We start from the raw sequence: 13,841 nt of genomic DNA on the forward strand, positions 1-13,841 counted from the left end.
GCCTGCGGCTAGCTTCCTAGTTTGCTCTTTGATTTTCATTGAGTATTAAATACTTTTTCCTGGTAAAAGAGTAACTGGTAAAAAGTAACCAGTTGTCGCGACTTCCTTGCCTTCAATCTTCTGCAAGAGGAGGTCAACAGTGAGGCAGGCTATCTCTTCCATAGGTTGCTTGATAGTAGCCAGTTGAGGGTAGTAATTCTCGATAAAGTAAGTCCCATCATAGCCGATGACCTTGAGCTCTTCTGGTACAGAAATTCCCAGTTCCTGAGCGATTTTAATGACCAGAATAGCTGTCAAATCATCCGAAGCAAAAATGGCATCTGGTTTTTGATGGGTCAAGATATTCTTGATTTCCATTTCTTTTCTGACGGGAGAAAAGTCACTGGAAACATTGATAATAGGAGCTTTTGGTAGTACAGATGCAAAACCAGCGTGGCGTAGTCCAGTTGGTGAATTAGAATTGTCATTTCCTGTAATCATGATAATAGACTGGGCACCTGTCTTAACCAAGGTCTGGGCAGCAAGAACTCCACCAGCGTAGTTGTCAGAAGAAACGACTGGAATGTCTGGAGACAGATTTCGGTCAAAGGAAATAATCGGTGCGGTCACGCGATTATAGTCTTCGATTCCCAAGTTGTGACTACCCGAAATGATGCCGTCTACCTGATTGGCTTCCAACATTTCGATGTACTCCCGTTCCTTTTCAGAATCGTGCTCACTGTTGCAGATGATGGTCTTGTAGCCATTTTTGAAGAGTTGGTGTTCCAGCTTATCAATCAATTCTGCGTAGAAAACGTTAGAAATATTGGGGAAAATCAAGCCGATTAACTTAGCTGATTTTCCTTGCAAGCTACGAGCCAGATTATTGGGTTTATAACCCAATTCCCGCATGGCTTCATTTACCTTTTGAATGGTTTTCTCAGAGAGATAGCCTTTTTTATTGATAACCCGAGAAACGGTAGTAGGGCTGACACCTGCGAGTTTTGCGACATCAGTTAGTTTTGCGACCATAATCTAATTCATAGTATCTTCCAGTTGGGTTTCCAGATTTGATCAGGATACCATTTTGGTCCGCATGTGGGAAGACACGACCGGAAAATACTTTTTCTCCTTTATTGATGAAAATTTCAAAGACAGAGTTATCGATGAAAATCGTAGCAGTAGTAGCCTGATTCTCGATAGGGCAAGAGCGAGTTGTACCAAATTCTTGGGCATACTGTTCACCAGCCTGGCTACGATCCACTGTCACTTGACCATTTACAAGGTCAAAGTTGATGGAAAGTCCCTTGCCTTCTTGATCAGCAAGTAGGACAATCTCGCTCTGGCTATTGGCTTCTAAGTTGAGTTCGAGTTCGTAAGTGTTCTTGGTTTGAGCACGGTTTGAGAAGACTTCTTCAGTAGCACGAAGGTTCTTGATAGCTGCGACGGGATATTGGTAGAGCTTGCCGTCTTTGATAGTGAGTTCCTTGACCAAAGAGAAGCTTCCTTGGTGGTCAAAACGGTCAGATGGGTAAGAAACATCTGGCAAACCAAGCCAGCTAACTGCTAGAGCGCGTCCATCAGGAGCGTTGAAGGCCTGAGTTGCATAGGCTTCGAAACCATAGTCCATGTTTTGAGGTTGAGACACATCTACCATTTTGGCATTGTCAGGGTCAAAGGAAGCTCCAATCTTATACATATTTGGATAGATATTATCGTAGTCTAGAACTTTCTTATCCAATCCTTGTGGACAGTAGAGAAGGACAGGTTGTTCCCCTACAAAGACCAGATTTGGGCATTCCATCATGTAGGCAGTACGGTCGTTAGTAAAGTCAAGGTTGCCAATTGTTTGCCAGTTTGTGTAGTCGTTGTCAATAGCTTTGTAGAGACGGACGAAGCCTTTTTTCTCCAAGTCCTGTCCACCGACGATGGCATAATATTGACCCTTGAAGTTAAAAATTTGTGGGTCACGGAAGTGGTCAGTTGAGTCAGCAGGCTGGTCAATCAAGATCTTGTCAATCTTGGTAATCTTGCCATCCTTGTCCATCAAAGCCCCAATCTGGTAAGGGTGACGGATCCAGTTTTCATCACGGACATTTCCTGTATAGAATAGGAACAAGTTATCGCCAAACTGCATGGCAGAACCAGAGTAGGCACCGTGACTATCTAATGGAGTATCAGGCAAAACTTTGACACCAGTTTCTGTGAAGTGAATCAAATCATCACTTTCCAACTGCACCCAAGATTTCAAACCGTGGGCTGCACCAAAAGGAAAGTTTTGATAAAAAACAACCCACTTCCCATCAAAGTAAGAAAAGCCATTTGGATCGTTGAGAAGTCCTGTTTTTGGCTCGACATGGTAATGAGTATGCCATGGAGATTGAGCCATATTTTCCTTTATATTTTGAATTTCTTCTTGCGTCCAATCTTGATAAAGTCTGTAACGACGCTCAGTTGTCCATTCCATTCATTCATTCCTCCAAAAATCTTATCACTTCTAATAGTAACCGTTTTCGATAAAAAAAGCAAGCCTTTTATGTTAAAAAAGAGAAAAAACTGTCGAACGATTGTCATAAAATAAATGCAGGAAATCAGTCAATTTTTCACAAAAATATGAAAGATAATGAAATAAAAACCTGATAACAAAGATTTTAAACTTATTTTTTCAAAGGATACCTGATAAAACAGTCAAAAACAATCAATCTAAAGCGTGTCCACTAAGTGGAAATAATATTTTTCTGCAAAACGCTTGACATATTTCTAAAACATGATAAAATAATAGTCGTAAGGGCGAATAAAATCGCTTTCAAACAAGAACAAAATTTTATATAAGGAGATTTTTGCAAATGAACAATCAGGAAATTGCAAAAAAAGTCATCGATGCCTTGGGCGGACGTGAAAATGTCAACAGTGTTGCCCACTGTGCGACTCGTCTTCGTGTCATGGTCAAAGATGAAGGAAAAATCAATAAAGAAGTGATTGAGAACTTGGAAAAAGTTCAAGGTGCTTTCTTTAACTCAGGTCAATACCAAATCATCTTTGGTACTGGTACAGTAAATAAAATGTACGATGAAGTTGTTGCACTTGGTTTGCCAACATCATCTAAAGATGACATGAAGGCAGAAGCTGCTAAACAAGGCAACTGGTTCCAACGTGCTATCCGTACTTTCGGTGACGTTTTCGTTCCAATCATCCCAGTTATCGTAGCGACAGGTCTCTTCATGGGTGTGCGTGGTCTTTTCAACGCTCTTGAAATGCCACTTCCAGGTGACTTTGCAACTTACACACAAATCTTGACCGATACAGCCTTCATCATCTTGCCAGGTTTGGTTGTGTGGTCAACCTTCCGTGTATTCGGTGGAAATCCTGCCGTTGGTATTGTTCTTGGTATGATGCTTGTTTCTGGCTCACTTCCAAACGCTTGGGCAGTTGCTCAAGGTGGTGAAGTAACAGCGATGAACTTCTTTGGTTTCATTCCTGTTGTTGGTTTGCAAGGTTCAGTTCTTCCAGCCTTCATCATCGGGGTTGTCGGAGCTAAATTTGAAAAAGCTGTCCGCAAGGTTGTTCCAGATGTCATCGACCTCTTGGTAACGCCATTCGTGACACTTTTGGTTATGTCTATCCTTGGACTCTTTGTCATCGGACCAGTTTTCCACGTCGTTGAAAACTACATCCTTATCGCTACAAAAGCGATCTTAAGCATGCCATTTGGTCTTGGTGGTTTCTTGATTGGTGGGGTTCACCAGTTGATCGTCGTGTCAGGTGTGCACCACATCTTCAACTTGCTTGAAGTGCAATTGCTTGCTGCTGATCATGCTAACCCATTCAACGCGATCATCACAGCTGCTATGACAGCTCAAGGTGCTGCCACTGTTGCGGTTGGTGTTAAAACTAAAAATCCAAAACTGAAAACACTTGCTTTCCCAGCGGCTCTTTCTGCCTTCCTCGGTATTACAGAGCCTGCTATCTTCGGGGTGAACTTGCGCTTCCGTAAACCATTCTTCCTTTCATTGATTGCTGGTGCAATCGGTGGTGGATTGGCTTCTATCCTTGGACTTGCTGGTACTGGTAATGGTATCACAATTATCCCTGGTACAATGCTTTACATCGGTAACGGACAACTTGCCCAATACCTTCTCATGGTAGCCGTATCATTTGCCCTTGGTTTCGCTCTTACTTATATGTTTGGTTATGAGGATGAAAAAGAAGTTGCTACTGAAGTAGCGACAGAACGTTTGGTCCAAGAAGAAACAACTGGTAACATTCCAGCAGCTCTTCAAAATGAAACACTTGTAACTCCTATCGTCGGTGATGTTGTAGCTCTTGCTGATGTCAATGACCCAGTCTTCTCAAGTGGAGCTATGGGACAAGGTATCGCTGTGAAACCTAGCCAAGGCGTGGTCTATGCACCTGCTGATGCTGAAGTTTCAATTGCCTTTCCAACAGGACACGCTTTTGGTTTGAAAACAACTGATGGTGCTGAAGTTTTGATCCACGTTGGTATCGACACTGTAACAATGAACGGTGACGGTTTTGAAGCAAAAGTTACTCAAGGTGACAAGGTGAAAGCAGGAGATGTTCTTGGAACATTTGATTCAAACAAAATCGCTGCAGCTGGTCTTGATGATACAACAATGGTTATCGTTACAAACACAGCTGACTACGCTTCAGTAGCTCCAGTCGCAACAGGTTCAGTTGCTAAGGGTGATGCTGTTATTGAAGTGAAAATCTAATCAATCCTCTCTAATGTGAAAACGAACAAATGACATGTTTGTTCGTTTTTGCTTGAATGGTAAGATTTACAGAGGAAAATCTAAAAAATAGAGAAATTTAGATTTTCGAAATATGCTATAATAAAGAAAATAAAAACAAGAGGTTTATCATGACAAAATTATATGGAAGCTTGGAAGCGGGCGGTACAAAGTTTGTCTGTGCTGTCGGTGATGAAAACTTTAACGTTGTGGAAAAAACACAATTTCCAACAACAACTTCAATCGAAACAATTGATAAAACCATCGAGTTCTTCTCAAAATTCGATAATCTTGCTGGTCTTGCAGTCGGTTCATTTGGTCCGATTGATATTGATAAAAACTCAAAAACTTATGGCTTTATCACAACGACTCCAAAACCTCACTGGGCAAATGTGGATTTGCTTGGTGCCCTTCGTCGCTCCCTCAACGTGCCAATGTACTTCACTACAGACGTAAACAGCTCTGCTTATGGTGAAGTGGTTGCCCGTAACAATGCTGGTGGTCGTATCGAAAACTTAGTTTACTACACAATAGGTACAGGTATCGGTGCAGGTGTCATCCAACGTGGTGAGTTTATCGGTGGTGTGGGTCACCCTGAGATGGGTCATTATTATGTTGCTAGACACCCAATGGATATTGAAAAAGAGTTTAAGGGTGTTTGTCCTTTCCATAAGGGATGTCTGGAAGGCTATGCAGCTGGTCCAAGTTTGGAAGCTCGTACAGGTGTTCGTGGGGAAAATATTGAACTCAACAACCCTGTTTGGGATGTCCAAGCCTACTATATCGCTCAAGCTGCGGTTAATGCGACAGTGACTTTCCGCCCAGACGTGATTGTCTTTGGTGGAGGGGTCATGGCTCAACAACACATGCTGGACCGTGTCCGTGAGAAATTTACAGCTCTTCTCAATGGTTACCTACCAGTACCAGATGTGCGTGACTATATCGTCACTCCAGCAGTCGCAGGAAATGGTTCTGCTACTCTTGGAAACTTTGTCCTTGCAAAAGAAGTTTCAAAATAAAGCACAAAATCCGCTTGGGAAACCAAACGGATTTTTTATGTGTCAAAGCATTTGCCAGAAGAAGTCGATAATATAGGTTAAACCGTAGGTATAAACCACGAGGGTAAAGGGCTTGGTCAGAACGATGATAATCATATAGCGCTTGAAGGTCATCTTGGTCAGGGCAGCCAGCATACAGAGAAAGTCAGCTGGACTAATGGGCCAAATCATCATAAAAATAAAGAAATGGTCAAAACGATTGCCCTTATCCAACCAGCCGATATACTTGTCATAGGTACGTTTGCTGACGACAGACTGGACAAAAGCAGCTCCATAGAGGCGCACCAGATAAAAGATAATGGCACAGCCAATCACGATGCCGATATAGTTATAGATAGTCCCGATGATGTGCCCGTAAATAAAGACCCCAGCAACCGACGTCAAGGCCCCAGGAATGATAGGGACAACCGTCTGTAAAATCTGTAAAAAGATAAAGAGAGGTGGCCCCCAGATGCCTGCCTGTTGGATAAAGGCAGAGAGGGTTTCCTTAGACTGTAAAATCCCAGCCTGATAAGCCCAAATACAGAAAATCAAACTTCCAACCCCACCGACAATCGATGAGATGTTGATAACTTGCTGCAGAAGGGGAGAAACAGCTTTCATTTGTTTATCCTGTGACATGTAAACTCCTCATAGATAGTATAACTCTACTATACCATATTTTGGAGGAGAAAGGGGGAATGAGTCTTTTTGCTATGAGAAGAGTGATGGATTTTGAGCCTAAACATGCTATAATAAAGGGAGCAGACAAGTAGCAAAGGAGAGAGTATGATACAGGTAAAACCAGAACTGGAGATAGAAAAACAACTGATCAACCAACTGGTGACTGGGGAAAGTCAATGGACTTACAGAGATGACCTTAAAACTGAAGAGCAATTATGGGAAAACTTCTTTGAAAAGCTAGCCCAGAACAATGTTGCTCTATTGGCAGATCATCCCCTGACAGAACAGGAAAAACGCCAGATAAAGAATCAACTGAACTTTGTTAGCTACTATGATGCGGCCAAGTGGTTGGTCGGCGAAAATGGCATTGCCAAGGTTGAGGTTCAGAGAGAAGATGCTAGTTTGGGGACTATCCGTTTATCTGTCATTTGGCGAGACAATATCGCAGCTGGTAAGTCTAGTTATGAGGTTGTCAACCAAGTCGAGAGAGATAAGATAAATCCTCAGGATAAAGACCGCAGGCTAGATGTGACCCTCTTGATCAATGGCCTTCCAATGATTCAGATCGAGCTTAAAAGTCCCAGAGTTGCTTTTCTAGATGCCTTTCATCAAATTAAGAAGTATGATAGGGAAGGCAAGTTCCGTGGCATCTACTCTAGCTTACAGATGTTTGTTGTGACCAATAAAGTAGATACACGCTATATCGCTGCAGCTAGGGAAAATAAACTCAACAAGCAATTTCTAACCAAGTGGGTGGATAAGGATAATCAACCCATAACGAGCTTGACCAGCTTTGCTCACGAAGTCCTTTCCATCCCTCGTGCCCACCAGATGGTCATGCAGTATTCTGTCCTTGATGATAGCAAGAAGGCTCTTATCCTTCTGCGCCCCTATCAGATCCATGCTATTGAGGCTGTTCAGGAAGCTTCTCGTCGTCAGGAGTCTGGCTATGTTTGGCATACGACAGGTTCAGGAAAGACCTTGACTTCTTATAAGGTGGCGAGGAATCTCCTTCAGATTCCTTCCATCCAAAAGACAATTTTTGTCGTTGACCGCAGGGACTTGGATCAACAGACCACTTCATCCTTCCTCTCCTATGCGACCAATGATGTCATTGATATTGATGAGACGGATAATACCCATGATTTGGTCAAACGACTAGGAAGTAACGATAAGCGTGTGGTGGTAACGACCATCCAGAAAATCATCACCATGATGCGTAAGTTTGACCAAGGACTTTACCAACGAGATGCGGACAAAATCAAGGGACTCCGAGTGGCCTTTGTGGTGGATGAATGCCACCGTGCTGTAACACCTCAAACACAAAAAGATATTAAGGCCTTTTTCCCACAGTCTCTATGGTACGGTTTTACAGGCACACCTATCTTTAAGGAAAATAAACGCCAGCAGGTCGGCGACCTAGCTCAGACCACCCAACAACAGTACGGTGACCGTCTCCATGAGTATACAGTCAAGGAAGCCATCCATGACGGAGCTGTCTTAGGTTTTAAGGTGGATTATCGCAATACCCTCATCACGGATAAATCTGAAAATGACATACCAGATACCGTGTATGAGGATGAGGAGCATATGCTGGAAGTCTTGGATGCCATTATCAATAAATCCCGTCAACAGCTAGGCTTCCAAAAAGGAGTGGGTAAGACCTACAATGCCATCCTAACCGTCAAGTCAATCCCTCAAGCCCAAGCCTACTATGACTTGCTCAAACGGGTCAAAGCTGGGGAGACGAGGGTCAAGGTATCGGAAAGGGTAAAGCAGGTTCTTCCTGATTTTCCAAAGGCGACGATCACCTACTCGGTCACAGAAAATGAAGAAGACTCAAGAGACAACCAAGCCCACATGAAGCAGGTCTTAGAGGACTATAACCAAGAGTTTGATACCCACTTTACCATGGCGGATCTTCGTGGTTTTAATACGGATGTCAATAACCGCCTAGCTCGAAAGCAGGATAAATACCTCTATCGCAAGGAGCAGTTGGACTTAGTCATCGTGGTCAATCGTCTCTTAACAGGATTTGATGCTCCTTGTTTGTCGACTCTCTTTATCGACCGTAAACCCATGCAACCGCAGGACTTGATTCAGGCTTTTAGCCGAACAAATCGGATCTTTGACTCCAGTAAGACCTATGGGCATATCATCACCTTCCAAAAGCCTCTAGCCTTTAAGGAAGCAGTGGATAATGCCCTCAGGCTCTACTCAAATGGTGGTGAAAACGAGGTCCTAGCCCCAAGCTGGGAAGAGGAAAAGAGGAACTTTTTACGGAGTTGCAGTGATTTCAAAAATCTTATTGCTAATGAACCACTAGAAGGCTTCCCGCTGGAACAAATGTTGATTCCTCAGTTGAGAAAAATCGCCAAGGCCTACCAAGTCTTTGATAAGTATCTAGCTTCTATTCGAGTTTACAAGGAGTATGATGAAGCTGAGATTTACCAAGAGGCTGGCTTAGATGATGAATTGCTCGAAGCCTATCTCGGTCTCTATAAAAATATCCTTGCTGAACTAAAAGGTCGTGACGAAGAAGGGACTGGCGGAGAAGGGACTGGCGGTGACGATGGTGAACCACTTGATATTCACTATGAACTGGAGTCTATCCAAGTGGACGAGATCAACTATGCCTATATCTTGACCTTGATCCAAAGCCTGATTGAGCAAGAGCAGAGTCAGGAAAAGAGTCTCAGCGTACAGGACAGGGAAGCAGTGGATACCTATATCCAAAGTCTGGAGAAGACAAATCCAAATCTTGCCCAGATTATCACTGAACTTTGGAGAGAAGTCCAAGAACATCCAGAAAGCTATCGTGGTCAGTCTATCGCAAATATCTTGGATCAGATGATTGAGGCTGTCATCCAACAACACATCCAAGTCTTTAGCAAACGCTGGTATGTCGGTGAGGATGAACTCCGTTACTATGTCGAACACTACCGCAAGGGAGCTAAAAAACAACTAGGAGAAAGTCAGCTGACTAAGAGCCAGCGTTATCAGGACTATAAGCTAGAGGTAGCGGATGCCCTCAATCCTCTCCTCTATAAAAAACAAATCAAGGAAGCCTATACCCAACTAGTGGAGGAAGTCATCGAGCCATTGAGGGTTGGGATGTAGAGGAAGTATTTTATTTTTATTCGAGGAACAAATATGGTTGAAAAATTTGATATAAAACAGTTACGTTATTTTGCAATGACTAAGAGGCTTAATTTTCTAATTGGTTCAGGAACTTCAGTTCCAGCAATACCTTTAATGTCTTTTTTCAAAAGTAAAGATAATTCAGATGAGGAAGCTAATAATTTACTATCTGATAAAGTTAAAGCAGTTTCAATGAAAGTTCTTGAAGATATTAGTAATGCTAATGATGAAGATAATATTAAAGCAGTTTTAAAAAGATATTCTGAATTTATTAAAGTTGTACTTCAACTTCTTTACCATGCAAATTCTAGACAAGTGACAAAAAATATCAATATTTTTACTACTAACTACGATCTCTTTATTGAGAAGTCACTAGATGAATTGATGAAATATGAATCATTTGTTTTTAATGATGGAAGTAATGGATATTTTAATAGAATTTTAGATAGTGCTAACTATAATAAGTCTGTTGCATATAGGGGATTAAATGATAATTACCTTAATGAACTTCCTACATTATCTTTGATTAAACCACATGGTTCGATGAACTGGGAAAGAGGGCAAGAGGACAATATTTTAATAAGGCAAAGTGTAGTTGAAAATCCTGTAGTAGTTAAACCAACGGGCTTAGAGGGTCAAGAAACGTTTCTAAACAATCATTTTCATGACATGCTAAGAGTATTTCAACTTGAGTTAGATAAACCACAATCTATTCTTATTGTTATTGGATTCTCATTTCAAGATAAACATATTGCTAAAATGTTGAACAGATCTTTGAAAAATCCTGAATTAAATGTCTTTATATTTTGTTATTCTGAATCTGATAAACAAAAAATATTAACAAATTTGGGCCTCAGTGATTGTCCAAGAAATTTGAATGTCATTGCACCTAATGAATTAGAGGAAAAATATAAAACAAAGCATGAAGTTGAAGTTGACCAGTTTAGTTTCGATCTTAGCAATCTAACTGAGTTACTTAGAGATATGTCTTTTGAGGAATAATTAGTATGAAGTCGAATATTAAAAAACTGGGTGTCATTGTCGGTGTGGATGGTGATATTTCCCAAGTTGGAATGTATCAACTATCTAATGATGCAGAATATTTGTGGTATGGTGATGTGTTACAAGGAGCTAAAATCGGAGCATATCTGACAATTTTGCAGAATAATGTAAAAATTATCGCTTCTGTTGTTACTGAAAAAGTTGCTGATCAACAAAATACAATTAAAAGTACAGAATTTGATAATCGTTTTTCAAAGAATTCTATAAATCGAATCGTTCATTTAAAAACTAAAGGTGTTATTGAAAATGGCGAATTCCAAGTAACAAGTCAATATGTACCTATGATTGGCAATGAAGTATGTATTACTTCAAAAAAAGACTTAGAATTAATATATGGGATTAATAAGTCTGAACCGACTATTTCTATTGGAAAGTCAATCTTAGAAGGTCAAGTTGTTCCTTTATCGATTAATAAAATTTTTGCTTCTCATATTGGTGTGTTTGGGAATACTGGTAGTGGTAAATCTAATACATTGCATAAATTGTTTTTAGAATTATTTCGGTCAGACTATCGAGAAAAAATTTTAGAGCTTTCAAAATTCTATGTTGTTGATTTTAATGGTGAATATACAAAAGATGATAGTTTTGGTGTGACTAGTACCCATAAAAAAGTATATGAAATTAATACTAAAAATCAAACAACAGATAAACTTCCCATAACCTCAGATTATTTATTTGATCCAGATATTTTGTCAATTCTATTTGGAGCGACTTCGGCTACACAAGTTCCGTTTTTAAGAAAATCGCTTAATATTTGGAAAGAAAGACAGTTTAATGGTGAGAGTATTTCCTATTTTGTAGTAGGAACTTTAAAAAGGATTTTAACTACTGGGAATTCTGCAAGTCTAGATTCTAAAGATAGTTGGATATCTATTGCAGAGAAGTACATTGATAATGATTTATTTGATGTTTTAAAAAGTAATTTATATTATAATCACAATACAGAATCTTATTATACGTTAGTTAATGGTACTTATAAATATATTATTAATCCCAATACACCTATTGCTGATTCTGAAATAAATTATCTTAAAGTTGATAAAATAGTGGAAGCTTTGAAGACTAAATTTGACTCGTTATCTGAAATTGACAAATTGAAGTTTCATCTTGATTTTCAAAAAGTACATCAATCAGCTTGGAAATCAACAAACATTGAGCATATTAATCCTTTATTTCATAGAATTGATACAGCTTTAAATAGTTTGAAAAAGGTTGTTGAAGTTAAAGAGAGCATTGAAGGAGATTTTTCTAGTTTAAATATTATTAATCTTGTTCATGCTAATCAGGAGATTACTAGATTAATTCCTATGCTTATCTCTAAGATGGTCTATGACCAACAGAAAACGAAAACATCAGGAAACGATGTTACATGTACTAGTCATTTGATTATTGATGAAGCACATAATATTTTAAATGCTCAAAATCATTCTGTAGGAGATACTTGGCAAGACTACAGATTGAATATTTTTGAAGAAATTATTAAGGAAGGACGGAAATTTGGTTTCTACTTAACTTTGTCTAGTCAACGACCAGCAGATATTTCACCGACTATTCTTTCACAAGTTCATAATTATTTCATCCATAGATTGGTTAATGATAATGATTTACGAATGCTGGTAAATACTATGCCTACGCTAGATAAAACTTCCTTTAATAAAATTCCTAGTTTAGGTAAAGGAGAAGTTATAATTACTGGTAATGCTATTCAAGTTCCAGTATTCGTAAAGGTTGAGAAAGAAAAAATAATTAGACCGAATAGTGATGATGTTATTTTAACAGAATTATGGAGTAGAAATGATGGTAAAAGTTAAAGGAAAACTTATTGAAGGGGGCAGAGAATCTGACAATGAGAATGGTTTTACATTGCCTGAAGATGTCATTCAAGCAACAATTAACGGAGATTTAGTATTTTTCTGTGGTGCAGGTATAAGTACAGAGTCAAAAAAAGTTATGCCTACTTCATTTTATACGGATATAAAAGATGAGTTGGTATATAAAAATCATATTGAAGTAGATGATAATCTATCCTTTTCTAAGTTGATGAGTTTGTTTTGTGAAAATGTCGTAAATGGTAGAAAAGAACTATTTAAAAGGATAAATAGAAGATTTCAAATGATCGATAATTTTCCGGAACTATATGGTATTGCTTCAGAATTTCACAAAGAAGTTGCTAAAATTCCACAGGTTGGAACTGTAATAACAACTAATTGGGATACTTTGTTTGAAGACAATTGTGATATGTTTCCAATTATTTATAATGAAGATGTTGCTTTGTGGGATACATTTGATAAAAGGGTTTTTAAAATTCATGGTTCTATTAAAAATATAGGTTCAATTATTGCAACTGAGAATGACTATGAAAATTGCTATAAAAAATTGTCAACAAAACCTATTGGGGATAGGTTAAAAACTATCTTATCAACAAAAACAGTAGTATTTGTAGGTTTTTCTTTTGGTGACGAAGATTTGAATAAAATTATTGAAATTCTTTCAGATGATTTGGGACAGTTTGCAAATCAATTTTATTTAGTGACAATTGATGAAAAGTGGTTGGAGAAGCACCCTAAAAATATAATCCCGATTATTACTGATGGGACATTTTTTGTTAAATCTTTGAAAAAAGAACTTATTCAGCAAGGAACTCTGATTGACAGTAAGGTATATCGTTTTGCAAAAGATAAAAATGAAATTTTGATAAATAAACACTTAAGTTGGATGAATGATGATAACTTTCATGAAATTTTGCATGAGTATCCCGAACTACTATTGACAGTTGCATACCAAGATGGTATGATACATGCTTTTCAAAGATGTATAGCTGATGAAAAATCAGGAAGAGTATTAATGCCAAATTATACTCATGACGTTGTTCATAGTTATTTATATTTATATAACAAAAGAATGAGTGAAAATGAATATTTGCGAGCTTACTATGATCTGGGGTATTCTGATGGATTTTTGGCATTAGAATTGTTTGCTCGTGGAAAAAATGAAGATGCTTTATTACCACCTATGTTTTATTTTAATGGTAAAAATTTTGATGATTTAGAAACATTATTATCCTACTTAAATGATAATAGAATTCCAAAACTTTATCATTATTGTAAAGAAAATGTTACTCCCTATAAGAATGGAGTAATCCCTCATTGTATGCCATGGTATTGTTAGATATATTTTAGTGGAGATT

General features: G+C 38.8%; 9 protein-coding genes. 6 read left to right on the forward strand and 3 right to left on the reverse strand.

The genetic code is table 11. The features are described from left to right. Positions 1–45 precede the first annotated feature (45 nt). A complete protein-coding gene (locus tag HMPREF0851_RS12550; protein ID WP_000225998.1) occupies positions 46–1,011 on the reverse strand; it encodes a LacI family DNA-binding transcriptional regulator in 966 nt (321 codons plus the stop codon). Further along, positions 992–2,446, reverse strand: a complete 1,455-nt coding sequence (locus HMPREF0851_RS12555) for a sucrose-6-phosphate hydrolase (RefSeq protein WP_000455326.1) — start codon at positions 2,444–2,446, stop codon at positions 992–994. The genes HMPREF0851_RS12550 and HMPREF0851_RS12555 overlap by 20 nt, the downstream gene beginning before the upstream one ends. Positions 2,447–2,825: 379 nt before the next feature. Here HMPREF0851_RS12555 and HMPREF0851_RS12560 point away from each other — a divergent pair, with 379 nt between their 5' ends. Further along, entirely contained in the window at positions 2,826–4,712 is a 1,887-nt protein-coding gene (locus tag HMPREF0851_RS12560; RefSeq protein WP_001064572.1) for a sucrose-specific PTS transporter subunit IIBC, read from the forward strand. Between the two features lie 149 nt (positions 4,713–4,861). After that, on the forward strand, positions 4,862–5,749 hold the full coding sequence (gene scrK / locus HMPREF0851_RS12565) for a fructokinase ScrK (RefSeq protein ID WP_000164325.1): 888 nt from the start codon (positions 4,862–4,864) through the stop codon (positions 5,747–5,749). Between the two features lie 42 nt (positions 5,750–5,791). On the opposite strand, the gene HMPREF0851_RS12570 is transcribed toward scrK, so the two are convergent. Further along, positions 5,792–6,409, reverse strand: coding sequence for a TVP38/TMEM64 family protein (locus HMPREF0851_RS12570; protein ID WP_000076166.1), 618 nt, complete (start codon positions 6,407–6,409; stop codon positions 5,792–5,794). A 147-nt stretch (positions 6,410–6,556) separates the two neighbouring features. Between HMPREF0851_RS12570 and HMPREF0851_RS12575 the strand changes: the two genes are divergently transcribed. From HMPREF0851_RS12575 to HMPREF0851_RS12590, 4 genes are read left to right on the forward strand one after another with little or no spacing between them, the layout of a single operon-like run. Then, positions 6,557–9,571 carry a type I restriction endonuclease subunit R gene (locus HMPREF0851_RS12575; protein ID WP_000616893.1) on the forward strand — a complete coding sequence of 1,005 codons (3,015 nt, stop codon included), beginning with the start codon at positions 6,557–6,559 and terminating at the stop codon, positions 9,569–9,571. Between the two features lie 33 nt (positions 9,572–9,604). Further along, positions 9,605–10,594, forward strand: a complete 990-nt coding sequence (locus HMPREF0851_RS12580) for an SIR2 family protein (protein ID WP_000229486.1) — start codon at positions 9,605–9,607, stop codon at positions 10,592–10,594. Positions 10,595–10,599: 5 nt separating this feature from the next. Beyond that, on the forward strand, positions 10,600–12,465 hold the full coding sequence (locus HMPREF0851_RS12585) for an ATP-binding protein (RefSeq protein WP_000841197.1): 1,866 nt from the start codon (positions 10,600–10,602) through the stop codon (positions 12,463–12,465). Then, positions 12,449–13,822 (forward strand): SIR2 family protein, encoded by a 1,374-nt coding sequence (locus tag HMPREF0851_RS12590; RefSeq protein WP_000989493.1) that lies wholly within the window; start codon positions 12,449–12,451, stop codon positions 13,820–13,822. Before HMPREF0851_RS12585 ends, HMPREF0851_RS12590 begins: the two co-directional genes overlap by 17 nt. Positions 13,823–13,841 lie beyond the last annotated feature (19 nt).

This window comes from Streptococcus sp. M334 (genome assembly GCF_000187745.1).
Taxonomy (GTDB): Bacteria; Bacillota; Bacilli; order Lactobacillales; family Streptococcaceae; genus Streptococcus.

Coding starts and splice junctions, on each gene's coding strand:
- HMPREF0851_RS12550 (WP_000225998.1), bottom strand. CDS start 1,011: ATGGTCGCAAAACTAACTGATGTCGCAAAACTCGCAGGTGTCAGCCCT.
- HMPREF0851_RS12555 (WP_000455326.1), bottom strand. CDS start 2,446: ATGGAATGGACAACTGAGCGTCGTTACAGACTTTATCAAGATTGGACG.
- HMPREF0851_RS12560 (WP_001064572.1), top strand. CDS start 2,826: ATGAACAATCAGGAAATTGCAAAAAAAGTCATCGATGCCTTGGGCGGA.
- scrK (WP_000164325.1), top strand. CDS start 4,862: ATGACAAAATTATATGGAAGCTTGGAAGCGGGCGGTACAAAGTTTGTC.
- HMPREF0851_RS12570 (WP_000076166.1), bottom strand. CDS start 6,409: ATGTCACAGGATAAACAAATGAAAGCTGTTTCTCCCCTTCTGCAGCAA.
- HMPREF0851_RS12575 (WP_000616893.1), top strand. CDS start 6,557: ATGATACAGGTAAAACCAGAACTGGAGATAGAAAAACAACTGATCAAC.
- HMPREF0851_RS12580 (WP_000229486.1), top strand. CDS start 9,605: ATGGTTGAAAAATTTGATATAAAACAGTTACGTTATTTTGCAATGACT.
- HMPREF0851_RS12585 (WP_000841197.1), top strand. CDS start 10,600: ATGAAGTCGAATATTAAAAAACTGGGTGTCATTGTCGGTGTGGATGGT.
- HMPREF0851_RS12590 (WP_000989493.1), top strand. CDS start 12,449: ATGATGGTAAAAGTTAAAGGAAAACTTATTGAAGGGGGCAGAGAATCT.